Annotated in this window: 20 protein-coding genes; 17 read left to right on the forward strand and 3 right to left on the reverse strand. The window is 62.9% G+C overall.

Features of this window, described 5'->3' with window-relative positions; translation table 11 throughout:
- The first annotated feature begins 197 nt into the window (after positions 1-197).
- From rpsT to BC443_RS05110, 12 genes are all read left to right on the forward strand, one after another.
- Positions 198-464, forward strand: a complete 267-nt coding sequence (rpsT, locus tag BC443_RS05055; RefSeq protein WP_071230757.1) for a 30S ribosomal protein S20 — start codon at positions 198-200, stop codon at positions 462-464.
- A 154-nt stretch (positions 465-618) separates the two neighbouring features.
- Positions 619-2,241 carry a murein biosynthesis integral membrane protein MurJ gene (murJ, locus tag BC443_RS05060; RefSeq protein WP_083387223.1) on the forward strand — a complete coding sequence of 541 codons (1,623 nt, stop codon included), beginning with the start codon at positions 619-621 and terminating at the stop codon, positions 2,239-2,241.
- A 98-nt stretch (positions 2,242-2,339) separates the two neighbouring features.
- Complete coding sequence (gene ribF, locus BC443_RS05065) at positions 2,340-3,461, forward strand: bifunctional riboflavin kinase/FAD synthetase (RefSeq protein WP_071230758.1); 1,122 nt, start codon at positions 2,340-2,342, stop codon at positions 3,459-3,461.
- Between the two features lie 129 nt (positions 3,462-3,590).
- The gene (ileS, locus tag BC443_RS05070) at positions 3,591-6,440 is read left to right on the forward strand and encodes an isoleucine--tRNA ligase (RefSeq protein ID WP_071230759.1); all 2,850 of its coding nucleotides are present in this window, start codon (positions 3,591-3,593) and stop codon (positions 6,438-6,440) included.
- Positions 6,441-6,474: 34 nt separating this feature from the next.
- Positions 6,475-7,038 (forward strand): signal peptidase II, encoded by a 564-nt coding sequence (gene lspA, locus BC443_RS05075; protein ID WP_083387224.1) that lies wholly within the window; start codon positions 6,475-6,477, stop codon positions 7,036-7,038.
- Positions 7,035-7,502 carry an FKBP-type peptidyl-prolyl cis-trans isomerase gene (gene fkpB / locus BC443_RS05080; RefSeq protein ID WP_071230760.1) on the forward strand — a complete coding sequence of 156 codons (468 nt, stop codon included), beginning with the start codon at positions 7,035-7,037 and terminating at the stop codon, positions 7,500-7,502. Before lspA ends, fkpB begins: the two co-directional genes overlap by 4 nt.
- Before the next feature lie 51 nt (positions 7,503-7,553).
- Complete coding sequence (ispH, locus tag BC443_RS05085) at positions 7,554-8,522, forward strand: 4-hydroxy-3-methylbut-2-enyl diphosphate reductase (protein WP_071230761.1); 969 nt, start codon at positions 7,554-7,556, stop codon at positions 8,520-8,522.
- 117 nt (positions 8,523-8,639) lie between these two features.
- The gene (locus BC443_RS05090) at positions 8,640-9,095 is read left to right on the forward strand and encodes a type IV pilin protein (protein ID WP_071230762.1); all 456 of its coding nucleotides are present in this window, start codon (positions 8,640-8,642) and stop codon (positions 9,093-9,095) included.
- On the forward strand, positions 9,085-9,546 hold the full coding sequence (locus BC443_RS05095; RefSeq protein WP_071230763.1) for a GspH/FimT family pseudopilin: 462 nt from the start codon (positions 9,085-9,087) through the stop codon (positions 9,544-9,546). Before BC443_RS05090 ends, BC443_RS05095 begins: the two co-directional genes overlap by 11 nt.
- Positions 9,527-10,009, forward strand: a complete 483-nt coding sequence (locus BC443_RS05100) for a prepilin-type N-terminal cleavage/methylation domain-containing protein (RefSeq protein WP_247643226.1) — start codon at positions 9,527-9,529, stop codon at positions 10,007-10,009. The genes BC443_RS05095 and BC443_RS05100 overlap by 20 nt, the downstream gene beginning before the upstream one ends.
- Positions 10,010-10,011: 2 nt before the next feature.
- Positions 10,012-10,527: a prepilin-type N-terminal cleavage/methylation domain-containing protein gene (locus BC443_RS05105; protein ID WP_170835845.1), complete on the forward strand. Its 516-nt coding sequence runs from the start codon at positions 10,012-10,014 to the stop codon at positions 10,525-10,527.
- Between the two features lie 29 nt (positions 10,528-10,556).
- Positions 10,557-12,263 carry a PilX N-terminal domain-containing pilus assembly protein gene (locus tag BC443_RS05110; RefSeq protein WP_170835846.1) on the forward strand — a complete coding sequence of 569 codons (1,707 nt, stop codon included), beginning with the start codon at positions 10,557-10,559 and terminating at the stop codon, positions 12,261-12,263.
- A 108-nt stretch (positions 12,264-12,371) separates the two neighbouring features.
- Here the strand turns inward: BC443_RS05110 and BC443_RS05115 are convergent, their stop codons facing one another.
- Positions 12,372-12,926 (reverse strand): GspH/FimT family pseudopilin, encoded by a 555-nt coding sequence (locus tag BC443_RS05115; protein WP_071230767.1) that lies wholly within the window; start codon positions 12,924-12,926, stop codon positions 12,372-12,374.
- A 59-nt stretch (positions 12,927-12,985) separates the two neighbouring features.
- On the opposite strand from BC443_RS05115, the gene thiO reads away from it, so the two are divergent.
- Together thiO and BC443_RS05125 are read left to right on the forward strand one after the other, a co-directional pair.
- Complete coding sequence (gene thiO / locus BC443_RS05120) at positions 12,986-14,101, forward strand: glycine oxidase ThiO (RefSeq protein ID WP_071230768.1); 1,116 nt, start codon at positions 12,986-12,988, stop codon at positions 14,099-14,101.
- A 182-nt stretch (positions 14,102-14,283) separates the two neighbouring features.
- Positions 14,284-15,924: an NAD+ synthase gene (locus tag BC443_RS05125; RefSeq protein WP_071230769.1), complete on the forward strand. Its 1,641-nt coding sequence runs from the start codon at positions 14,284-14,286 to the stop codon at positions 15,922-15,924.
- 116 nt (positions 15,925-16,040) lie between these two features.
- On the opposite strand, the gene BC443_RS05130 is transcribed toward BC443_RS05125, so the two are convergent.
- Positions 16,041-16,853, reverse strand: a complete 813-nt coding sequence (locus tag BC443_RS05130) for an outer membrane protein assembly factor BamD (protein WP_071230782.1) — start codon at positions 16,851-16,853, stop codon at positions 16,041-16,043.
- Between the two features lie 146 nt (positions 16,854-16,999).
- Here BC443_RS05130 and rluD point away from each other — a divergent pair, with 146 nt between their 5' ends.
- From rluD to clpB, 3 genes are all read left to right on the forward strand, one after another.
- The gene (gene rluD / locus BC443_RS05135; RefSeq protein ID WP_071230770.1) at positions 17,000-17,956 is read left to right on the forward strand and encodes a 23S rRNA pseudouridine(1911/1915/1917) synthase RluD; all 957 of its coding nucleotides are present in this window, start codon (positions 17,000-17,002) and stop codon (positions 17,954-17,956) included.
- Entirely contained in the window at positions 17,956-18,762 is an 807-nt protein-coding gene (pgeF, locus tag BC443_RS05140) for a peptidoglycan editing factor PgeF (RefSeq protein WP_071230771.1), read from the forward strand. The genes rluD and pgeF overlap by 1 nt, the downstream gene beginning before the upstream one ends.
- 329 nt (positions 18,763-19,091) lie before the next feature.
- Positions 19,092-21,677, forward strand: a complete 2,586-nt coding sequence (gene clpB / locus BC443_RS05145; protein WP_071230772.1) for an ATP-dependent chaperone ClpB — start codon at positions 19,092-19,094, stop codon at positions 21,675-21,677.
- A 143-nt stretch (positions 21,678-21,820) separates the two neighbouring features.
- Here the strand turns inward: clpB and BC443_RS05150 are convergent, their stop codons facing one another.
- Positions 21,821-23,164: a sugar porter family MFS transporter gene (locus BC443_RS05150; protein ID WP_071230773.1), complete on the reverse strand. Its 1,344-nt coding sequence runs from the start codon at positions 23,162-23,164 to the stop codon at positions 21,821-21,823.
- Positions 23,165-23,325 lie beyond the last annotated feature (161 nt).

Genomic DNA, 23,325 nt, shown 5'->3' on the forward strand with positions numbered 1-23,325 from the left:
ATAGAATCCCGCATCCTCTCAGACATGGCCCGTTGAAGACTGCGAAAATGGCAGTCGAAGTGGCTCCCGAAGCATGATGAATTCGGGCGTCATTGAACATTCGGCCGAATCATTCAGGGTTGCCTGAAGCGGTTTCGAGGCTGGCCTGGGTGATTTAACTTACAGAATTGACTGTCAACATCTCCAAGGAGTCGACGGTGGCGAATACCAAGCAGGCGCGCAAGCGCGCACGTCAGGCGGAAGACCGCCGCAAGCTCAACGCTAGTCAGCGTTCCATGGTTCGTACCTACATCAAGCGTGTGATCAAGGCCATCCAGGCTGGCGATCAGGCGCAGGCGAACAGCGAATTCAAGGCCGCTCAGCCGGTCATCGATCGCATCGCCGACAAGGACGCCATGTCCAAGAAGAAGGCTGCACGCATCAAGAGCCGCTTGAACAAGCGAATTAAGGCGCTGGCTGCCTGAGCCGGACGCGCTTGATGAAAAACCGGCTTCGGCCGGTTTTTTTGTGGCTGCCTTCCGTGGCCCTTTCCGTGGCCCTCGTATCGAGAACATCGCATCGAGGTCGCCGTATGGGCGGCGAAGCATGCGAATCCCTTGGAGCGAGTGACGGCGCGTCATGAACGAACAGCACGGCCCTGTGGATAAGACGCCAGACGATACGCCGGCAGACGTGGCGGCCGCGGAGACGGCTACCCCGGTCGCGCGTCGCGGGCTGCTGCGTTCCGGCATGGTGGTCAGCACGATGACGCTGCTGTCGCGTGTGCTCGGTCTGGCGCGGGACGTCGTGATCGCCGCGTTGCTGGGTGCCGGCAGCGGTGCCGATGCGTTCTTCGTGGCGTTCAAGATCCCCAACTTCATGCGACGGCTGTTCGCCGAAGGGGCATTCAACCAGGCGTTCGTGCCGGTGCTGTCGGAATACGCCACGCAGCGTACGCGCGCGGAAGTTCGCGAGCTGCTCGACGCGGTCTCCGGCAGTCTCAGCGTCGTGCTGGCGCTGATCACCGCGCTGGCCATCGCTGCCGCGCCGTGGCTCGTGTGGCTGTTCGCGCCGGGCTTCCAGGCCGACCCCGGCAAGCTGGCGCTGACGGCGGAGATGCTGCGGCTGACCTTTCCGTACCTGTTGCTGATCTCGTTGACGGCGTTCGCCGGCAGCGTGCTCAACACCTGGGAGCGGTTCGCGATACCCGCCTTCACGCCAGTGCTGCTCAATGTCTGCCTGATCGGCGCCGCGCTGTGGCTGACCCCGTTGATGAGCGACCCGGCGCTGGGACTGGCCTGGGGCGTCCTGATTGCCGGTGCGGCGCAGCTGCTGTTTCAGCTGCCGTTCCTGGCCCGTCTGGGACTGATGCCGCGTCCGAAGGCACGGTTCAGGCACCCTGGCGTCCGGCGCATTCTGCGCCTGATGGCCCCGGCGCTGTTCGGGGTGTCGGTCTCGCAGATCAATCTGTTGCTGGATACGGTGCTGGCCTCGTTTCTGGTCTCGGGCAGCGTCTCCTGGCTCTACTATTCCGATCGCCTGGTGGAGCTGCCGCTGGGCGTGTTCGGGATCGCGATTGCCACTGTGATCCTGCCGGCGCTCTCCAAGCGCCATGCGGACCAGTCCCGGGATCACTTCGCGCGCATGCTGGACTGGGCGCTGCGCATGGTGCTGCTGATCGGGCTGCCGGCAGCGCTGGCGTTGATCCTGCTGGCCGAGCCGCTACTGGTCAGCCTGTTTCACTACGGGGCGATGACCGACCACGACGTGATCATGGCCGCGCGCAGCCTGAGGGCCTATGCACTGGGGCTGTTGGCGTTCATGCTGATCAAGGTGCTGGCGCCGGGCTACTTCGCGCGCCAGGACACCAAGACGCCGGTCAAGATCGGCATCGTGGCGATGTTCGCCAACATGGCCATGAACCTGGCGCTCATCGTGCCGCTGGCTCACGCCGGCCTGGCGCTGGCCACCGCACTGTCGGCGTTTCTCAACGCGGGGTTGCTGGGCCTGGGGCTGCGCCGGCAGGGCGTGCTGCGCTTCCAGCCCGGCTGGGGCCGCTATGCCGTGCAGGTCGTCGGCGGTTGTCTGGTGATGGGCGTGGGCTTGTGGTGGTGCTCGCCGGACTGGCATGCCTGGGTCACCTGGGGCGCGCTGCACCGGGCCGGGGTGCTGGCCGCGCTGGTGGTCGGTGGCGCCGCCCTCTATTTTGGCTGGCTGGCACTCAGCGGCGTCCGGTTGAGAGACTTTCGCCTGCAGGGCTGAGAGGTCCAGGCCGCTTTTGATTACGGGGCAAGCCCTTTGGTTATAATGACGCCCTTTTATGCAGAAATGCGGTTCGCGCTGAAACGGGAACAGACCCCATGGAACTGATCCGAGGCTTGCACAATTTGCCGTCCGCCAACGATGCCGCGCAAGGTGCGGCCGCGCGTGGCTGTGTGGCGACCATCGGCAACTTCGATGGGGTGCATCTGGGCCACCAGGCCATTCTCGAGCAGTTGCAGACGCTGTCCCGGGCACAGAGGCTGCCGGTCACGGTGGTGATCTTCGAGCCGCAGCCACGCGAATATTTCGCCGGCGATCAGGCACCGCCGCGGCTGACACGGCTGCGCGACAAGGTCGCGTTGCTCAAGGCCCACGGCGCCGATCGGATCCTGTGCCTGCCGTTCAACGATGCGCTGCGCAGTCTGACCGCGCAGCAGTTCGTCGAACGGGTGTTGATCGAAGGCCTGCAGGTCAGGCACCTGGTCGTCGGCGACGATTTCCGCTTCGGCTGCGACCGCGCCGGGGATTTCGCGCTGCTGCAGGCGGTGGGACGCGAACGGGGCTTTGCCGTCGAGCACACGCGGACCTTCGCTCTCGACGACGAGCGCGTTTCGAGCACGCGGGTACGGACGCTGCTGGCCAGCGGCAACTTCTTCCAGGCCGCACGCATGCTGGGCCGGCCCTACGGCTATCAGGGGCGAGTCGTCCGTGATCGCCAGCTGGGACGCACCATCGGCGTGCCCACTGCCAACATTCCGTTGACCCGACGACCCATGGCGCTGCGCGGCGTGTTCGCTTGTGCCACGCGCTTGCCGAGCGGTGAGTGGGTCGCCGGCGTCGCCAACATCGGTTGGCGCCCGACGGTGGGTGCCGACCGGCCGATCCTCGAGGTACATCTGCTGGATCGCGAGGTCGAGCTGTACGGCCAGACCCTGACCGTCGTGCCCTGCGCCCGGCTGCGCGGCGAAACCAAATTCGACGACTTCGGCGCGCTGGTTACCCAGATTCATCGGGATATCGACAACGCCCGCCGCTATTTCGGGCAGCGCGATCCTCATGTTCCCGAAGCGGCCCGCGCCGATGTGAACCACGCCATCGAAGAGATCTGCGCCGCCACCTTGCCCCAGGCGCAGTTTCCGCTGGCATCGGCGCCGCTGTCCGAGAATTCGCATGGCGGTACGCATGCGGGGCCGGCACCGCATGAATCCCGAGACGACTGAACAGCCTGAGCGATCTGACAAATAGCCCTGAACGACCCGAGACAGCCTTGAGCGATCTGACAAATAGCCCTGAGCGACCCGAGACAGCCCTGAGCGACCTGAAAACAGCCCTGAGCGGACCCAAAAGCCATGAGCGACTATAAGCACACGCTGAATCTGCCATCGACCGACTTCCCCATGCGCGGCAATCTGCCGGCTCGGGAGCCGAGCCGAATTGCGCAGTGGAACGACATGAACCTCTACGCCAAGCTGCGTGAGGCGCGTCGGGGGCGCGAGCGGTTCGTGCTTCACGATGGCCCGCCGTACGCCAACGGCAGCATTCACATCGGGCACGCGGTCAACAAGCTGCTCAAGGACTTCATCGTCAAGTCGAAGAGTCTGGCCGGCTTTGACGCGCCCTACGTCCCGGGCTGGGATTGCCACGGCCTGCCGATCGAGCACAAGGTCGAGACCACCCACGGCAAGCATCTGCCGGCGGATGAAGCGCGTGCGCTGTGTCGCGAGTACGCTGCCGCCCAGGTCGAGGTGCAGAAGGAAGGTTTCGTGCGGCTGGGCGTCCAGGGTGACTGGGACAACCCGTACCTGACCATGAACTTCGCCAACGAAGCGGGCGAAATCCGCGCGCTGGCCGAGATGGTCAAGGGCGGCTACGTGTTCAAGGGGCTCAAGCCGGTCAACTGGTGCTTCGATTGCGGCTCGGCACTGGCCGAGGCCGAGGTCGAATACCAGGACAAGCAGTCCGATGCCATCGATGTCGCCTTCCCCAGCGTCGACGATGCCGGGCTGGCGGCCGCGTTCGGGCTGGTGTCGCTGGCCAAGCCGGCGGCGGCCGTGATCTGGACCACTACGCCCTGGACCATCCCGGCCAACCAGGCGATGAACGTGCATCCCGACTTCGTTTACGCGCTGGTCGATACCGGCGAGCGCCTGCTGGTTCTCGCCGAAGAGCTGGTCGAGTCGAGCCTGGAACGCTTCGGCCTGACCGGCGAGACCATCGCCACCGCGCCGGGAGCGAGCCTCGAGAACCTCGCCTTCCGCCATCCGCTGGCGACCCTGGATGCAGGCTACGATCGCGTCTCGCCGATCTACGTGGCCGATTACGTCGAGCTGGGTGCCGGCACCGGGATCGTCCACTCGTCACCCGCCTATGGCGAAGACGACTTCTACACCTGCCGCCAATACGGCATGAGCTTCGACGAGATTCGCAATCCGGTACAGAGCAACGGTGTCTATGCCGCCGATCTGCCGCTGTTCGGCGAACAGATGATCTGGAAAGCCAATCCGCATATCGTCGCCAGGCTGGAAGAGGCGGGCGCGCTGATGGCGCACGAGAAGATCACCCACAGCTACATGCACTGCTGGCGCCACAAGACGCCGGTCATCTATCGCGCCACGGCGCAGTGGTTCGTAGGTATGGATCGCGAGGGCAGCGATGGCAAGACGCTGCGTGACAAGGCGCTGGCCGGCGTCGACGCCACCGATTTCATTCCCGGCTGGGGGCAGGCGCGTCTGCACTCGATGATCGCCAACCGCCCTGACTGGTGCATCTCGCGTCAGCGCAACTGGGGCGTGCCGATCCCGTTCTTCCTCGACAAGGCGAGCGGCGAGCTGCATCCGCGCACCGTCGAGCTGATGGAAGCCGTGGCCAAGCGCGTCGAGCAGGAAGGCATCGATGCCTGGTTCAAGCTGGACCCGAGCGAGCTGCTGGGCAACGAGGCGGACCAGTACGAGAAGGTCACCGACACACTCGACGTCTGGTTCGATTCCGGCACCACGCACTGGCACGTGCTGCGCGGGTCGCATCCGTTGGGGCACGAACACGGGCCGCGCGCGGATCTCTACCTCGAGGGCTCGGATCAGCACCGCGGCTGGTTCCATTCGTCGCTGCTGACCGGCTGCGCCATCGATGGCCATCCTCCGTACAAGTCGCTGCTTACCCACGGTTTCACCGTCGATGAGAAGGGCCGCAAGATGTCCAAGTCATTGGGCAACGTGGTCGCGCCGCAGCAGGTGATGGACAAGCTCGGCGCCGATATCCTGCGCCTGTGGGTCGCCTCCACCGACTACTCCGGCGAGATGGCGGTGTCCGACGAGATCCTCAAGCGCACCGCCGATGTCTATCGCCGGATCCGCAACACCTCGCGCTTCCTGCTCGGCAACCTGACCGGCTTCGAGCCCACTCGCGATGCCGTGGCGTTCGACGACATGCTGGCGCTGGATCGCTGGGCCGTGGATCGTGCCGCCGAGCTGCAGGCACGCATTCAGAAGGCCTACACCGACTATCGCTTCCGCGACGTCTACCAGCAGGTGCACGATTTCTGCGCGCGGGACATGGGCGGTTTCTACCTCGACATCATCAAGGATCGTCAGTACACCACCCAGCCCGACTCGCTGGCGCGGCGCAGCTGCCAGACCGCGCTGTATCATATCGTCGAGGCGCTGGCGCGTTGGGTGGCGCCGATCCTGTCGTTCACCGCCGAGGAGATCTACGAGAACATCCCCGGCGAACGCGGCGAGAGCGTGCATCTGGAGACCTACTACGAAGGCCTGAGCCAGCTGCCGGAAGACGCGCCGATGGGTCGCGCGTTCTGGGAGCAGGTGGTCGCCGTCAAGCAGGCGGTCAACAAGCAGCTCGAGGATGCCCGCAACGCCGGCGTCATCAAGGGGGCTCTGGACAGCGAAGTGACGCTCTACGTCGATGACGCGCTGCATGCGCTGCTGTCGCGTTTCGAGGACGAACTGCGCTTCGTGCTGATCACGTCCGAGGCGACGCTCGAGCCGCTGGCGGAAGCGGGCGATGCCAAGGCCACTGAGCTGGATGGCCTCAAGGTCGCGGTTCGCATGAGTCCTTATGAGAAGGACGAGCGCAGTTGGGAGCGTCGCCCGGACGTGGGCACGAATCCAGAGCATCCGACGCTGTCGGCCCGCTCGATCGCCAACCTGCCTGACGGTCCGGGCGAGGTGCGCCGCTTTGCCTGATTCCGCCTCTCACCAACCCGTCGAGCGGGCGCCGATGCGGCGTCCGCTGCGCTGGCTGTGGCTGTCGCTGGCGGTCATCGTGCTCGATCTTGGCATCAAGGCGCTGGCCTCGGCCCATCTCGAGTACGGTCGGCCGCTGGAAGTGCTGCCGATCTTCAACCTGACGCTTCTGCACAACACCGGGGCGGCGTTCAGCTTCCTGGCCGAGCACGCAGGCTGGCAGCGCTGGCTGTTCGCGCTGATCGCCATTGGCGCCAGCATCGGCCTGACGGTTTGGCTCTCTCGTCTCAAGCGCGGCGAGACGCTGGCGGCGGTCTCGCTGGCGCTGGTGATCGGCGGCGCCATCGGCAACCTCTATGATCGCCTGGTTCACGGCTACGTGGTCGACTACCTGTCGTTCCACTGGGGCGATTGGTACTACCCGGCGTTCAACCTCGCCGATACCGCGATCACGCTGGGTGCGATCGGTCTGGTGCTGCAATCGCTGTTCGATTCGCGCAAGCCGAAAGCCTCCCGGGATTCCCGCAAGGGTCCATCTTCTTTGACTGATCAATCTTCTTCGACTGATCAATCTTCTTCGACCAGGGGTGACTCATGAGCGAGAACGGCCATCAAGACGATCACGACTACCGCATCGACGACGGCATGGAAGTCACGCTGCATTTCACGGTGAAGCTCGAGGACGGCGAAGCGGTCGACTCGACTCGCGGCAAGCAGCCGGCCACGTTCCAGCTCGGCGACGGCAATCTGCCGCCGGGCTTCGAGGCGCCACTCAAGGGCATGGCTGCCGGCGATGAAGGGGCGTTCGAGATATCGCCCGAGCACGCCTTTGGCCAGCACAATCCGCAGAACGTGCAGCGGCTCTCTCGCGATGCCTTCGAGGAAGCCGTGGAGCCGGGCACGGTGATGTCGTTCGCCGACGCTGCCGGCGGCGAACTGCCCGGCGTGATCGCCAGCGTCGACGAGCGCCATGTCGAGGTCGACTTCAATCATCCGCTGGCAGGGCGTACCCTGACCTTCGAGGTGGAAATTCTGGACGTGAAGCCAGCCACGACTCATTGAATCCGGACTGCGCCTTCACCACGATATTCGGGCGTACCAAGCGAGGTCGCTATGCCAAAGGTTCCTACGCAAATCAAGCTGGCCAATCCCCGCGGTTTCTGCGCCGGCGTCGATCGTGCCATCGACATCGTCAATCGCGCGCTCGATGTCTTCGGGCCGCCCATCTATGTTCGCCATGAAGTCGTTCACAACCGTTTCGTGGTGGACTCGCTGCGGGAGCGTGGGGCGATCTTCGTCGAAGAGCTCGACGAGGTGCCCGACGACGTCATCGTGATCTTCTCCGCTCACGGCGTTTCCCGCGCCGTACAGGTGGAAGCCGAACGCCGTGGCCTCAAGATCTTCGATGCGACCTGCCCGCTGGTGACCAAGGTGCATATGGAAGTGCTGCGCTACGCCAAGCGCGGCCAGGAGTGCATCCTGATCGGCCATGCCGGCCATCCGGAAGTCGAGGGCACCATGGGGCGTTACGACGACAGCCACGGCGGGTCGATCTATCTCGTCGAAGACGAGGACGACGTCGCCAGGCTGCCGGTACGCGATCCCTCGCGGTTGGCATTCGTCACCCAGACGACGCTCTCGATGGACGATACCGCCAAGGTGATCGACGCGCTGCGCGAGCACTTTCCCGAGATTCAGGGGCCGCGCAAGGATGACATCTGCTACGCCACCCAGAACCGGCAGGATGCGGTGCGCGAACTGGCTGCAGGTTCCCAACTGGTGCTGGTCGTAGGCAGCGTCAACAGCTCCAACTCCAACCGGTTGCGCGAACTCTCCGAGCGAGTCGGCACGCCGGCCTATCTGATCGACGATGCCGAGCAGATCGAGCCGAGCTGGCTCGAAGGCGTCGAGACCATCGGCGTCACCGCCGGCGCCAGCGCCCCGGAAGTGCTGGTCAAGGGCGTGATCGACAGGCTCCAGGCGCTGGGCGCCGAGGCGCCGGAAGAACTCTCCGGGCGCGCCGAGACCATCACGTTTTCGATGCCGCGAGAGCTCAGGGAGCAGGTCATCGTCAGCGACTGACACTTCAACGCCTATTTGACGAAAAGCCGGACCAAGGTCCGGCTTTTTCATATACGATCGTCAGCCACTCCTGTATAGATTGATACAGACTGAAACAAACTATCGAGCAGGTATGTGATGCGAAAGCGTGAGGACGGCTTCACCTTGCTGGAGCTGATGATCGTCATGCTGATCGTGGCGATCCTGGCAAGTATTGCCTACCCCAGTTACACAAGTTACATGCAAAGCTCGCGGCGTACCTATGCCAAAACCGCCTTGATGGACATCGCGAGCCAACTGGAGCGCTGCTACGCCGACCTGGGCGCTTACTTCTCCAGTGCCGGTAACAGTGGCGCTTCGTGCGCGATTGCGGACCCGAGCGCCAGCAGCGTCGATTTGACAGAACGAGCGGAGACAGGCGGCTATTACCGGATTACCGGGAGTTCCGACGACAGCTGGGAAAGCGAGTACAAGCTGGAGGCGAAGCCCATCGGCTCACAGGCGGGAGATACTTGCGGCGTTTTCACGCTGGACCAGCTTGGCCGGCACGGGCTGGAAGACAACACGGATAGCCAAGCCAACTGTGGCTGGTAACCGGGACGTACGACAGGGCGGATTCACGCTGCTGGAGCTGTTGGCAACCCTCGCCATCGTCGCGATTCTGGCGTCAGTGGCCGTGCCGGGCATGCAGTCGCTGTTCACCCATAACCGCATTGCCAGCGACTATAACGACATTGCCGGCGGCTTGCGGCAGGCACGAAGCATGGCGATATCGGAGGGCGAGAGCGTCTCAGTCACGCTGGCGCCGAGAGAAGGCGGCGGCTGGACACTGGTGGTTGATGGTCTGGATGGCCCACCGCTTAGAGAAAGTTTTCGGGGCAGTGGCGTGACGCGAACATGGAACGTTACGTTCAATGAGGTGGGCCGGTTACAGTGCGATTCCGACTCCCTGTGTCCGGAGAAGAAGATAGAGATTGCCGACAAAACACTGTGGATTTCCCCGATTGGCTATATCGGCAAACGAAATGATGACAAGACGCCATGACCGACAGTCGCTGCCTGTTCCCCCGTGTTGGGGCAGCGGCCGCGCCCGGGGCTTCAGCCTGATCGAAGTGCTGGTTGCGGTCGCGGTGCTGGGAATCGGCCTGCTGGCCGTCGGTGGCTTACAGCTCAAATCCCTTCAGGGGGCGCAGGCCGGATACCAGCGCACGCTCGCTTCGCTGGCGGCCCAGGATGCCGTCGAGCGTCTCTGGGCGGCCCAGCTCAAGGCCGGGGCAGGAGGAAGCGAGTGTCCGAAGGGTAGCGAGATCGCGGCCGACTGGTACGACAACTGGCAATCCCACCTTCCTGGCCTTTTGTCCGGAAATGCAGTCAAGCAGAAGACCAAGTCGTCGGCTGACAGCGCATCGGGCGACAGTTGCGATTACACCATCGAGGTGAGATGGGAAAGCGGCGGCGATTCTGTAACGTACAGCTACGAAGTCGGACTGCCCAAGTTAGGAACATGAACGTGAACCTGAACGGGAACGTGGACGCCGAGCGCTATCCGGCCCGCCACCGTGGATTTGGCCTGGTCGAGTTGCTGATCGCCATGGCGATCGGGCTGCTGATAGCGCTGGGGGCCGAAAGGCTCTTCATGATCGGCATACAGAATCAGCAGGCGACGCAGCGGCTAAGTCAGCGCCAGGCCGTCCTGTCCTATTTGGCGGATAGCCTGATCGGTGATATTCGCCGTGCGATCGACGTGACGATCGAGAATGACGATGAAGGCGAAGTCGTCATCCTGACACTGGGAGACGGTGACGAAAGAACCTATCGCTGGAGCGGTGACCCCGATAGCGAGGATGGGCTGAGTCTTTATGTCGACGGGCAGCCCGTTCTCAATGGTTTCTCTCACCTGGACGTGCCGAAAGACAAGTGCGAAACCGCGGCGAGCGAGTTGTGTCCGGTCACCATTACGTTCGAGAACAACAAGGAGATCACCCTTGTCGTCATGAATCGCAATCAGTCCATGGGAGCCTTGTAGATATGCAGAAGGGATATGGAAGGCTTGCCATGAAGAGACAAGGTGGCGCTGCCTTGATCGTGGTGCTTGGCATCGTAGCGATATCGACCATGATTGGCCTGGCTAGCATGCAGTCGTCGCAGATCGACGAGAAAATGGCCGGCAACTATAAACTATCCACCAGAACGGCTCTGTTCACGGAACGTACCGCCATGTCACTGGCTTCCGAAGTGCGCGCTGGTGCCTCCGCCATTACCTTGCCCAGCAGTATCGACATGGATCAGGACGGTTTTCAAAGTTTCGCCGCGAAGACCGAGAATGAAGGCGGCAAGAGCTGTCTGATCGAGGCTGCTGATGATATGACCGCAGCCGCCTGCTATATCGAAGTGCCTGAGGGCGAGGAGTTTCAGGACAGGAAAGCGGGCAACTATATCGTTGCCTGGAGTGCCATATCACGAGGCTCGAAGCCGTTCGTGGGCCAGCCATTGATTATTGAGGTGGATGGCAGCATGGGCGGTAATGACGATGTCTTGAGCGGTTGCGAGGAAGTGACGGTCAGTGGCGGGGGAAAGATCCTCAATGGAGGTATTCGTACGTTTCGGCCGGGCGCTGGGGTGAGGCTTAGCGGTGGCGTCAGTGTCGGTGGCGACGTTACGGCGCTGGGGCCGGTGTACATCGATAGCAGCATCGCAGGTAACATTCTCGCTGATGGCGATGTCACCCTTAATGCTGGGGATAGTTATGGTTATGGTGGTTCTATTGCCGCGACGGGTAGCGTTATATTTACTAATTCGGCGCCTGCCCAAGGTAATGTCTCGGCCAATGGCGACGTTATATTCAACAGTACCGCGACTGTCGCTGGAAATGTTTCGTCGGGTGGTAAGGTGGTTTTTACCAATGATGCTTTTGTTTATGGCAATGTCGAATCGAAATCGGGGATTGTTAACAATTCAGGGGCGGGAAACGAGAAATATGTGGGGGGGACAGTCGAGACCGGCAGCTCTCAGACTGTCTCGGCAGCCAGTAGTGGCGAATGTGATCCCAAGAGTTTTGCTGACGGCAACAACCTGGCTACGGAGATGGCACACCTGCTCGCGGCTGTCCCCACCGATACTGCCGGCGCCAATAAGGATATTACGGTCGGTAGCTATCCTACGGTGAATGCTTCCCTGACCCCCGAAGGCCTTTCGGCATTTGATGAGACTTGGAATGTTCAGAAGGATGTGACCCTAGCGGAGGCGAGCACGGCTGTAGTGCCGACCTTCGATAAACCAGTTTCCGTTATCCGTACGAAGGATTTCACCCAGAGTAATGGCGAACTCAATGTCAGTGGCGGCGACGTTGTATTATTAGTCGATGGAGATCTCACTTTGGGGGCCGGCGGTGGGAAAGGTTTGACCATCGCTCCGGACAGTACACTGACGATCTTTGTGACCGGCGAGACTCACATCAAGAGTTCCACCCAAATGGCGGATGTTCCGGCTACGACCAATGGTCGTCTCACCCTGTCGATTTATTCCACCCATGCGGATAGCAGTTCTTCCAGTAACGGTATGCTGATCGACGGAAGCGCTCAAGCGCTAGCGGGAGTTTATGCGCCGTATGCCAACGTCTCCGTCACGGCTGGCGGCGGTTTGCGTGGCTCGGTGCGCGGCAAGACGGTTACCGTCGATGGTGGGGCTAGCATCGAGCATGTGAAAGGATTGGCTGTGGGCGGAGCGACGAGCGGGGGAGGGATCTCTTTCACCTGGCTGTAAATGAGTGCACTACTCGCTCCGCTCGCCCTTCGGACGTTCTGAATGCGGTTCAGTGAGCTGATTTTACCGCCGTCTGGCCGAGCGCAGGCAATTTCGTACAGAGCCTGATCAGCAGTCGGGCGGTGTCTCTCCGGATGTTCGTATTCTTCCCAGATTGCTCAGAACCACCTGAGCCCCTTCGCCATACCGGCCACAGATCTCGAAAGTACCGTTATGGCCTGTCGACCAGCCCATCGGCTTGAAGCGCACGAGGCGCCCATCGTTCCGGTAGGTGACGGAAACGACCTGGCTGGCGCTCAGCTCCCGGAGAACGATTTCGTCCTCCAGCGTGTCGTCATCGGCGGGGCCCTGCACGATCATCAGGGGTGCCGTCCAGTCTTCGGGGGTGCAAACCTGGCGGTCATGACTGGGGCATATCGTCATGGTCGTATGTCGTGTGATGGCAAGGCTTCTCGCCAACTGCAGGGCATTGCGCAAGCGCAGAACTTCGGTCGAGACGCGCTGCTGTGCCATCAACCTCTGGATACTTGGCGTGACCATCGTGACGAGGATCGTGAGCACGACAAGAACGATCAGCAACTCGATCAGCGTAAAACCTGCTTGTCGCGTCCGCTTTGTGTAACGGCCAGCAGGCGATTGTGAAGGTGTCGCGCGAGAGTCCATTGCGGCGTCCGGGGTCTGAGCAAGTGATAGAATCGCCCTTTTGTCAGGATATCGACAGCATGCAGGATTTCTTGATCGTGGGCGGCGGGGTCATTGGCATGATGACGGCGCTGCAGTTGGCGGATGCGGGTCATTCGGTGGCGCTGGTCGAGCGTGGCCAGTGCGGTAGGGAGGCCTCCTGGGCGGGTGGTGGCATCGTCTCGCCGCTCTATCCGTGGCGTTACTCGAAAGCGATCTCGGCGTTGTCGATCTGGTCCGAAGGGCGCTATCCGGAGCTGGCCGGCCGGCTGCTCGAGGAAACCGGCATCGATCCCGAATATCGCCAGAAAGGCCTGCTCTATCTGCGGGTCGAGGATGTCGATGTCGCGCTCGCCTGGGCGCGGGAGATGGCCAAGCCGCTGAACCGCATCGACGCTGACACGCTCTACGCCAAGGAGCCCAACGCCGCGCCGGGCTTCGATAGTGCATTATGGATGCCGACGCTCGGCAGCATTCGCAACCCGCGGCTGGGCCAGGCGCTGCGTGCACGTCTGTTGCAGATGCCGGGGGTGAGCCTGCACGAGCAGTGCGAGGTCTCGGCGCTGATTCGTGAAGGGGCGGCCATTCGCGGCGTGGCGACGTCGCAGGGTGCGATCCGGGCGGGCCAGACCGTCGTCTGCGCCGGTGCCTGGTCGCAAGAGTTGCTGGCAAGTATCGGCATCGAACTGCCGGTTCGGCCGGTCAAAGGGCAGATGATTCTGTTCAAGGCGCCGCCGGGGCTGGTCGAGCGGGTCGTTCTCAAGGATGGGCGTTATGTCATTCCCCGCGGTGATGGCCGGGTGCTGGCGGGCTCGACGCTGGAGGAGGTCGGCTTCGACAAGCAGACGACCCGTGAGGCCCGCGACTCGCTGCATGCCAGCGCGCTCTCCATCGTGCCCGCGCTGGCCGAGTGTCCGGTGGAGCACCATTGGGCGGGGCTGCGGCCGGGTTCGCCGGACGGAATGCCGATGATCGGTACAGTGCCAACGTTCGAGGGGCTTCACGTCAACGCCGGCCACTATCGCAATGGGCTGGTTCTGGCACCGGCTGCCACGCGGCTGCTGGTCGATCAGTTGATCGGCTGCGAGCCCATCGTCGACCCTTCCCCCTATCTGCCCGGCTCGCGCCTCCTCGGCTCCGATGTGTCGGTTCGTTGAGCATGGGCGGGTTTTGCCTCCGTGGATGGCATGCGCGAAAATGGCGGAAAGCGCTGTCGTGGCAACGGTTTTCTGTTCGATAGCGATCCGAGCGCCAGGCGCGCCGTCACTCGTCGGAGGGCTCTCGATCGGGAGACGTCTTCGATATCGAGAATCCCATCTGTTTGGAGAAATGTAGACCGATGCAAGATCTGACCCTGGTGATGGCGCAGCTGGACCCGCTGGTGGGCGATATCGCCGGCAATACCGCGGCAGCCATCGAAGCGGTACGCGAGGCGCGACTCGAGCACGGCGCGGATGTGGTCGTGTTCAGCGAGCTGTTCCTGACCGGTTACCCGCCGGAGGATCTACTGCTGCGCGAGGCGATGGAATCGCGCCTGCAGGAGGCGTTGGCGGAGATGGCCCGCAAGATCGACAGGATCGCGCCGGAGACGCTGGTCATCATCGGCTATCCGGGCATGCGCCAGGGCGCGCGCCGCAATCTGGCCGGCGTATTGCTGGGTGGCCAGTGGCGCGGCGAGTATGCCAAGCAGGCGCTGCCCAACTATCAGGTTTTCGACGAAGATCGTTATTTCGAACCCGGAAGCGAGCCGCTGGTGATAGAACATCGGGGCGCCAGACTCGGTATCCTGATCTGTGAGGATCTCTGGGATGGCGCGCCAGTGCGTCGGTCCGCCGAGGCCGGCGCCGACATTCTGGTGACGCTCAACGCGTCGCCGTTCCATCTCGACAAGCCTGCCGAGCGCGAGCGCCTGTTTGCCGAGCGCGCACGGGAAGTCGACAGACCGCTGGTGTACGTCAATGCCATCGGCGGCCAGGACGAGCTGGTGTTCGACGGCGGCTCGCTGGTGCTGGACGCTGCCGGTGACGTCGCCGTGCGCGCGCCATTCTGGCAGGTCGGGCTGATGCCGGTCCGGTTCACCCGGGAGGGCGGCAGCTGGATTCCTCAGGCGGGGGAGCGCGAGCCGCTGCTTGGGGCCGAGGAGAATCTCTACTGCGCGCTGGTCACCGGGCTTCGCGACTACGTCAACAAGAGCGGCTTCAAGGGCGTGGTGATGGGGCTTTCCGGCGGTATCGATTCGTCGCTGTCGCTGGCCATTGCGGTTGATGCGCTGGGGCCGGATCGGGTCCATGCCGTGATGATGCCTTATCACTACACCGCCGAGATCTCCCAGGCCGACGCGGCCGAACAGGCGAAGATGCTGGGTGTCGGTTATGAGGTGATGCCGATTGCGCCGATGGTCGAGGCTTTCAGCGCAACGCTTGCCGAGAGCTTCGAAGGGCTGGCGGCCGATACCACGGAGGAGAATCTGCAGTCTCGCGTGCGCGGTGTGCTGCTGATGGCGATCTCGAACAAGAAGGGGTTGATGGTCCAGACCACCGGCAACAAGAGCGAGATGGCGGTGGGCTACGCCACGCTCTACGGCGACATGGTCGGTGGCTACAACGCGCTCAAGGACGTCTACAAGACCTGGGTCTATCGCCTGGCCAACTGGCGCAACGCCCAGGAGCCGGCGATCCCCGAGCGGGTGATCACGCGGCCGCCCTCCGCCGAGCTGGCGCCGGATCAGCAGGACAGCGACTCGTTGCCCGGTTACGACGTGCTGGATGCAATTCTCGAACGTTACATCGAAGGCGACATGAGCGCCGAGGCGATCATCGAGGCAGGATTCGAGCGCGACGACGTCTATCAGGTGGTCAAGCTGGTCGATCGCAGCGAATACAAGCGACGACAGGCGCCGGTAGGTGTGAGGGTGACGCTCAGAGGATTCGGACGCGACCGGCGCTATCCCATCGTCAACGGGTGGAAGCCGGGAAACTAGCTACGGGCTACGGTCTATGAAGAAAGCCAGCGACGTTCATCGCTGACTTTCTTCTTTACGGTAAACCGCAATGCTGGTTTTCGCAGCTCGCAGCTCGCAGCTCGCAGCTCGCAGCTTCAGCCCTTGAGCGCCAGCGGCGGATCGACATCGACGTGCTTGGGCACGAAGGTGTCGCCATCGAGCTGGCTGTTGTCGGGGTCGTTCTCGATCAGTGTCTGAAGTACGGTCTGCGCGCGATCCCGCATGTTCAGGCCGAGATAGCCCTCGACCATGACCGCCAGGGCATCGCGGGTGGCTTCGGCTTTCGGATAATGCTCGATGACCCAGCGGCCGCGTTCGACGGCCGCGACGTAGGCACCCTTGCGCAGATAGAAGTCGGCAACCTGCAACTCGTGACGTGCCATGACGTTGCGCAGATAGATGATGCGCTGACGGGCATCCGGCGCGTAGGCGCTGTCGGGGAAGCGGCGTACCAGTTCGCCGAAGTCGACGTAGGCATCGCGGGACGCGCCCAGGTCACGCTTGGAGATATCGATCAGCTCCAGGCTTTCGAGGCTGAAGCGCCCCGCCTGATAGGCACCGAGACCGCGCATGTAGTAGGCGTAGTCGACCTGCGGATGATCGGGATGAAGGCGGATGAATCGGCTGGCAGCGGCCCGGGTCTTCTCCCAGTCCTCGACTTCGTAATAGGCGTAGATCAGTTCCAGCTGGGCCTGCTCGGCATAGCGACCGAACGGGAAGCGGGTATCCAGAGCCTCCAACTGGGTAACGGCGGTGCTGTAACGGCCGGCGTCGAGGGAACTCTGGGCTTGCTGGTACAGTTCCTGCTCCTGCAGGTCGGGGGCCGGCTCGTTGCTGGCACAGCCAGCGAGCAGGGCGCCTGCCACCAACATGGCAGCCAGAGCAGAACATCGCGCAGAAAATCGCATCATCATCCTCGTATCAACCATTCCTTGGCGGCCGTGCTAGAATCCGCCGAATCCGACCCACTATAAAGCAAACCCTTGTACCGACGAAACGCGCCGACGAAACGCAGCGGCGAAACGTACCGGCGAAACGGAACCGATCCCCACGTATGGCCGATATCTTGAAGCGTGACGAGCGCATACCCGAGCATTTGGCCGGGCGACGTCTTGACCAGACCGCAGCGGAAATGTTCCCCGAATTCTCGCGAGAACGCCTCAAGGGGTGGATTCAGCAGGGGGAATTGACAGTCGATGGGCAAAAGGCCAGACCCAAGGATAAGGTGATCGGTGGCGAGCGGCTAGCGCTCGATACCCGGCTCGAAGAGGAAGTCCGGTGGGAGCCTCAGGCGATTCCGCTGTCCATCGTCTTCGAGGATGACGATGTCATGGTCATCGACAAGCCTGCCGGCCTGGTGGTGCACCCCGCTGCCGGCAACCCCGATGGCACGCTGCTCAACGCGCTGCTGTACCACCATGCGCCGCTGGCGGCGATTCCCCGGGCGGGGATCGTCCACCGTCTCGACAAGGACACCACCGGCCTGATGATGGTGGCGAAGACGCTGACGGCGCAGACGGCTCTGGTGGCTCAGTTGCAGGCACGAACCGTCTCGCGGGAATACGATGCCATCGTGGTCGGCGCGATGACCGCGGGCGGCAAGGTGGACGCACCGATCGGCCGTCACCCCAAGGACCGCCAGCGTCAGGCGGTCACGGCCTCGGGCAAGCCGGCGGTCACGCATTATCGGGTCAACGAGCGCTTTCGTGCCCATACCCATGTTCGCTGCCGGCTCGAGACCGGGCGGACGCATCAGATCCGCGTGCATCTGGCGCACGTTCGCTATCCGCTGGTCGGTGATCCGGTATACGGCGGGCGGCTGAAAATGCCGGCCGGTGCCGGTGAATCACTGAAGACGCTGCTGAGGGAGTTTCCGCGCCAGGCGCTGCATGCCCACAAGCTGCGCTTCGAGCATCCGATCAGCGGGGCGCCGATCGAGTGCAAGGCGCCGCTGCCGGACGACATGTTTCTACTGCTGGACGCGCTGCGCGAGGATCAGGAGTCCGATTGATGAGTTCCGAACATGATTCGTCGATACTGGCGAACGAACCCGAGACATCGTCGGTAGACGCGCCGACCCTGCTGCTGCCCGACTGGCCCGCGCCGAGCACGGTCGGGGCTTTCGTCACCACGCGCGAAACCGGCCCCAGCCGGGGCGATTTCGCGGCGTTCAATCCGGCGGCTCACGTTGGCGACGATCCCGATACCGTGGTTCGCTGCCGGGACCGGCTGGTGACCGAGATCGGCGACCAGCGGCCGCTGCTGTGGCTCGATCAGGTGCATGGCGCCCGCGTCGTCCAGCACTATCAGTCGCGTTATCGCCGGCAGCCGCCGCAAGCCGACGCCTCGGTGGCATTCGACCGTCGCCATGCCTGCGTCATTCTCACCGCGGACTGTCTGCCGGTCTTTTTCTGCGATCGGCAGGGAACGCGTGTCGGCTTGGCTCATGCCGGGTGGCGCGGTCTTGCTGGCGGTGTGCTGGAAGCCAGCGTGGCAGCGCTGGGTGTCGACCCCGAAGAGTTGATGGTGTGGATGGGGCCGGCAATCTCCAACGCCCAGTTCGAGGTCGGGCCGGAAGTCTTCGAAGCCTTCGTCGCCATGCAGCCCGATGCCGAGAGTGCTTTCGAGCGCAGCCCCTATCGCCTGAACCATTACATGGCGGATCTCTATCGGCTCGCCCGGCTTCGCCTGGAACGCATCGGCGTTTTCTCGATCAGCGGCGGCCATTTCTGCACGGCGTGCGAATCCCGTTTCTACTCCCATCGCCGCGATGATGGGCATACCGGGCGAATGGCCAGCGTGATCTGGCTGCGCTGACGACCGCTTTGGTGTCTGAGTTCGACTTTTCACCGTCAGCCTGCTTTCCAGCTCCAGCTCCAGCTCCAGCTCCAGCTTTCTACCATTGAATGCTCTTCGCTGAATCCTTCGTGATGTTCAGCGCTGTCCGGCGGCGCAAGTCTGCTACCGCCAGCGACATTTCACGTCTGTGGTCGGCTTCATGAATGCAATTCTCATGCGACAGCCTGCCGCAGCGAATTCTTCATTCGACTCGCTTGAAAAGTCCAAACATACCGCCATCTTATAGTCAACCGATGAAAAACGACGAGCCGCCAAGACCCCTTGCGCCGGCTTCTGGAGGTGACGATATGCGTATGGATCGCATGACAACCAAGCTACAAAACGCGCTGGCCGAGGCACAATCGCTGGCGGTAGGGCGCGGACACAATCAACTCGATCCCGGCCATCTGCTGATGGCCTTGCTCGATATGCGCGACAGCGGCATCAAGGGGCTGGTGCAAAAAGCCGGTGGCGATGTCAGTCGATTGCGAGAAGGGCTGGTCGGCTATCTCGGCAATCTCCCCGAGGTGGGCCAGTTCGATGGCAACGTCAGCATGAGCCAGGATCTGGCGCGGCTGTTCAACCTGGCCGATCGCGAAGCCCAGACCCGTGGCGATCAGTACATCGCCATCGAACTGGTACTGCTTGCCGCGCTGGACATGAAGAACGGGCTTACCAAGGTGCTGGCCCAGGCGGGGCTGGATCGCAAGCGTCTCGCGACTGCGATCGGCGAGCTGCGCGGCGGCGCCAATGTCGATGACGCCAACGCCGAAGAGAAGCGCGAGGCGCTGGAAAAATACACCCTCGACCTGACCGCCCGGGCCACCGAAGGCAAGCTCGATCCGGTGATCGGCCGGGATGATGAGATCCGGCGTACGATTCAGGTGCTGCAGCGCCGTACCAAGAACAACCCGGTCTTGATCGGCGAGCCCGGCGTGGGCAAGACGGCCATCGTCGAAGGGCTGGCGCAGCGCATCGTCAACGGTGAGGTGCCCGAGGGGCTGAAAGAGAAGCGAGTGCTATCGCTCGACATGGGCTCGCTGCTGGCGGGCGCCAAGTTCCGTGGCGAGTTCGAGGAACGGTTGAAATCGGTGCTCAACGAACTGGCGAAGGAAGAAGGGCGCGTCATTCTGTTCATCGACGAGCTGCACACCATGGTCGGCGCCGGCAAGGCCGAAGGTGCGATGGATGCCGGCAACATGCTCAAGCCGGCGCTGGCCCGGGGCGAGTTGCACTGCGTCGGCGCGACCACGCTCGACGAGTATCGCCAGTACATCGAGAAGGATGCGGCGCTGGAACGCCGCTTCCAGAAGGTGCTGGTGGACGAGCCGTCCGAGGAGGACACCATCGCCATTCTGCGGGGGCTCAAGGAACGCTACGAGGTTCACCACGGTGTCGATATCACCGACTCGGCGATCATCGCCGCGGCCAAGCTGTCGACTCGCTACATCACCGATCGTCAACTGCCCGACAAGGCGATCGACCTGATCGACGAAGCCGCTTCGCGGATCCGCATGGAGCTTGACTCCAAGCCGGAAGAGATGGATCGCCTCGACCGGCGTCTCATTCAGCTCAAGATGGAGCGCGAGGCGCTGAAGAAGGAGACCGACGAGGCGTCCAAGAAGCGCCTCGACAATCTCGAGACCCAGATCGGCGAACTCGAGCGCGAATACGCCGACCTCGAGGAGGTGTGGAAGGCCGAGAAAGCGAGTATCCAGGGAGCGGCGCAGTACAAGGCCGATCTCGAGCAGGCGCGCATCGACCTCGAAGCTGCCCGGCGTCAGGGCGATCTGGGACGGATGTCGGAACTGCAGTACGGCGTGATTCCCAGGCTCGAGCAGCAGATTGCCGAGAGCAGCGATAGCGCCAGCGCCGATACTGCGCAACACCAGCTGTTGCGCTCCAACGTGACCGAGGAGGAGATTGCCGAGGTCGTCTCGCGCTGGACCGGGATCCCGGTGGCCAAGATGCTCGAAGGCGAGCGCGACAAGCTGCTGCGCATGGAAGAGGCGCTGCACGAGCGGGTCATCGGCCAGGACGAAGCGGTCAGGGCGGTGGCCAACGCGGTACGCCGTTCCCGCGCCGGGCTGTCGGATCCGAATCGGCCCAACGGCTCGTTCCTGTTCCTCGGCCCGACCGGGGTGGGCAAGACCGAGCTGTGCAAGTCGCTGGCCAACTTCCTGTTCGACACCGAGGAGTCGATGGTGCGAATCGACATGTCCGAGTTCATGGAGAAGCACTCCGTGGCCCGGCTGATCGGCGCGCCTCCCGGCTATGTCGGTTACGAAGAGGGCGGCTATCTGACCGAGGCCGTCCGCCGCAAGCCCTATTCGGTACTGCTGCTCGACGAGGTCGAGAAGGCGCATCCGGATGTGTTCAACATCCTGCTGCAGGTGCTGGAAGACGGCCGCCTGACCGATGGCCAGGGTCGCACGGTGGATTTCCGCAATACCGTGATCGTGATGACCTCCAACCTGGGCTCCGACGTGATCCAGCGCATGGGCGGCGATGATAGCGACTACTCCGCCATGCGGGATGCGGTGATGACGGTAGTGGGCAACCACTTCCGGCCCGAGCTGATCAACCGTATCGACGAGGTCGTGGTGTTCCACGCGCTTGGCCAGGAGCAGATTCAGGCGATTGCCTCGATCCAGCTCGACCGCCTGCGCAGCCGCCTCGCCGAGCGCGACCTCAAGCTCGCTGTCAGCGACGAGGCGATGGCCCAACTGGCGGTGGTCGGCTTCGATCCGGTATTCGGCGCGCGTCCGCTCAAGCGGGCGATCCAGAGCCGGATCGAGAACCCGCTGGCGCAGGATCTGCTGTCGGGCCGATTCCTGCCGGGCGACACGATCCGCGTTCGCGCCGAGGGCGACCATCTGGCCTTCGACAAGTAACGACTCGGCCCGGCGGTGCCGCCGGGCCGATCGGCTCTGTCTTTCCAAGACAAACGGTCTTTGCAAGAGAAACAGTCTTTCCAAGATAAACGGTCGCGTCCTGACCGTCTTCCCGCCCGTGGCGCTCGATGTCACGGGCTTTTTTACGTTCGAGACTCCCCTCTCGGCGATAGCTTCTGCTGCAGTTTCTCCAGCGAGACGCCCTTGGTCTCCGGCATCAGGAACGCGACGAAGACGATCTGCAGCACCATCATGAAAGCGAAGAAGGCGAACACCGGTCCGCCGTTGAACACGCTCAGAACCCACGGCGTGACCAAGGTGATGACGGCGGCGAAGAACCAGTGCGTGAAACTGCCGAGCGACTGCCCGCGGGCCCGTTCGCGGTTGGGGAATATCTCCGAGATGAAGACCCAGATCACCGTGCCCTGGCTGATGCCATGGGCGGCGACGAACAGGCATAGCTGCAGCGGAATCAGCGCGCCGCCCAGGTTATCGGTGAAGAAGGCGTGGGAGATGATCGACAGCGAAATGATGTAGCCCACCGAGCCGATGTACATCAGCGTCCGCCGGCCGAATCGATCGATCAGCGACATGCCGATCATGGTGAAGATCACCATGATCAGGCCGATTCCCGCCGTCGAGAGCAGGGCGGCGTTATCTCCCAACTGGGCGGACTCGAGGATACGAGGCGCGTAGTAGAGCACGAAGTTGATGCCGGTGAACTGGTTGAAGAAGGCGATCAGAAAGGCGAGCACGATGGGCAGGCGATAGCGGCGCGAGAAGAAGCGCGAATGCACCTTGCTGTCTTCGCGATCTGCCGCCTGGATCTCCTCGATCTGAGCCTGGTTGTCGCGGTGCGGATCGATCTGGTCCAGCACCTCGGCGGCAGCGCGGGTGTCGTTGCGGTTGAGGATCAGCCAGCGCGGGCTCTCCGGCACCTTGAGCAGCGCCAGCGTGTAGACCAGTGCAGGGATCGCCTCGATCCCGACCATCCAGCGCCAGGCATCGTCGCCGAGCAGGCTGCCCAGAATGGCGTTGGAGACATAGGCCATGAAGATCCCGAACACCACGTTGAACTGATAGAACGCGACCAGGTTGCCACGCCGTTCGGCGGGCGCGATCTCGGAGATGTAGGCCGGCGCGGCGACCGATGACATCCCCACCCCGAAGCCGCCGATCAGGCGGAAGAACGAAAACCAGAACGGGTCGGTGGCCAGCGCCGACCCCACGGCAGAGACGAAGTAGAGCACGCCGATGATGAAGAGCGTGGTACGGCGGCCCAGGCGATCGGTCGGCCAGTTGCCGAAGATCGCGCCGAGAACGGTGCCCCACAGCGCCATCGACATGATGAACAGCCCGTGCTGGAGATCGCTCAGCCCCCACAGCTCCTGGATGGGTTTGTCGGCGCCGGATATCACGGCGGTATCGAAGCCGAACAGAAAGCCTGCCATGGCCACGAACGCGGACCATTTCACGATGGGGGACATGCGCGTTACTCCCATGAGTCGTTTGCCTGCAAGTCATCGATCGGTATCCGAGCCGATAAGACAGGACTCGATACGGGTCTTCGGTTCAGTACAGCAGCGATGTCTCGTTGGCGCTGCGAAAAGCGAACCGACTTTAGTCGGCGTCATCCGAGAGGTTCGGG

Source organism: Salinicola sp. MIT1003 (genome assembly GCF_001858555.1).
Lineage (GTDB): Bacteria > Pseudomonadota > Gammaproteobacteria > Pseudomonadales > Halomonadaceae > Salinicola > Salinicola salarius.

What these genes read in the sequence shown, in the direction of transcription:
- murJ (WP_083387223.1), top strand. Translation starts at nt 619, where the DNA reads ATGAACGAACAGCACGGCCCTGTGGATAAGACGCCAGACGATACGCCG.
- ribF (WP_071230758.1), top strand. Translation starts at nt 2,340, where the DNA reads ATGGAACTGATCCGAGGCTTGCACAATTTGCCGTCCGCCAACGATGCC.
- ileS (WP_071230759.1), top strand. Translation starts at nt 3,591, where the DNA reads ATGAGCGACTATAAGCACACGCTGAATCTGCCATCGACCGACTTCCCC.
- lspA (WP_083387224.1), top strand. Translation starts at nt 6,475, where the DNA reads ATGCGGCGTCCGCTGCGCTGGCTGTGGCTGTCGCTGGCGGTCATCGTG.
- fkpB (WP_071230760.1), top strand. Translation starts at nt 7,035, where the DNA reads ATGAGCGAGAACGGCCATCAAGACGATCACGACTACCGCATCGACGAC.
- ispH (WP_071230761.1), top strand. Translation starts at nt 7,554, where the DNA reads ATGCCAAAGGTTCCTACGCAAATCAAGCTGGCCAATCCCCGCGGTTTC.
- BC443_RS05090 (WP_071230762.1), top strand. Translation starts at nt 8,640, where the DNA reads ATGCGAAAGCGTGAGGACGGCTTCACCTTGCTGGAGCTGATGATCGTC.
- BC443_RS05100 (WP_247643226.1), top strand. Translation starts at nt 9,527, where the DNA reads ATGATGACAAGACGCCATGACCGACAGTCGCTGCCTGTTCCCCCGTGT.
- BC443_RS05110 (WP_170835846.1), top strand. Translation starts at nt 10,557, where the DNA reads ATGAAGAGACAAGGTGGCGCTGCCTTGATCGTGGTGCTTGGCATCGTA.
- BC443_RS05115 (WP_071230767.1), bottom strand. Translation starts at nt 12,926, where the DNA reads ATGGACTCTCGCGCGACACCTTCACAATCGCCTGCTGGCCGTTACACA.
- thiO (WP_071230768.1), top strand. Translation starts at nt 12,986, where the DNA reads ATGCAGGATTTCTTGATCGTGGGCGGCGGGGTCATTGGCATGATGACG.
- BC443_RS05125 (WP_071230769.1), top strand. Translation starts at nt 14,284, where the DNA reads ATGCAAGATCTGACCCTGGTGATGGCGCAGCTGGACCCGCTGGTGGGC.
- BC443_RS05130 (WP_071230782.1), bottom strand. Translation starts at nt 16,853, where the DNA reads ATGCGATTTTCTGCGCGATGTTCTGCTCTGGCTGCCATGTTGGTGGCA.
- rluD (WP_071230770.1), top strand. Translation starts at nt 17,000, where the DNA reads ATGGCCGATATCTTGAAGCGTGACGAGCGCATACCCGAGCATTTGGCC.
- pgeF (WP_071230771.1), top strand. Translation starts at nt 17,956, where the DNA reads ATGAGTTCCGAACATGATTCGTCGATACTGGCGAACGAACCCGAGACA.
- clpB (WP_071230772.1), top strand. Translation starts at nt 19,092, where the DNA reads ATGCGTATGGATCGCATGACAACCAAGCTACAAAACGCGCTGGCCGAG.
- BC443_RS05150 (WP_071230773.1), bottom strand. Translation starts at nt 23,164, where the DNA reads ATGTCCCCCATCGTGAAATGGTCCGCGTTCGTGGCCATGGCAGGCTTT.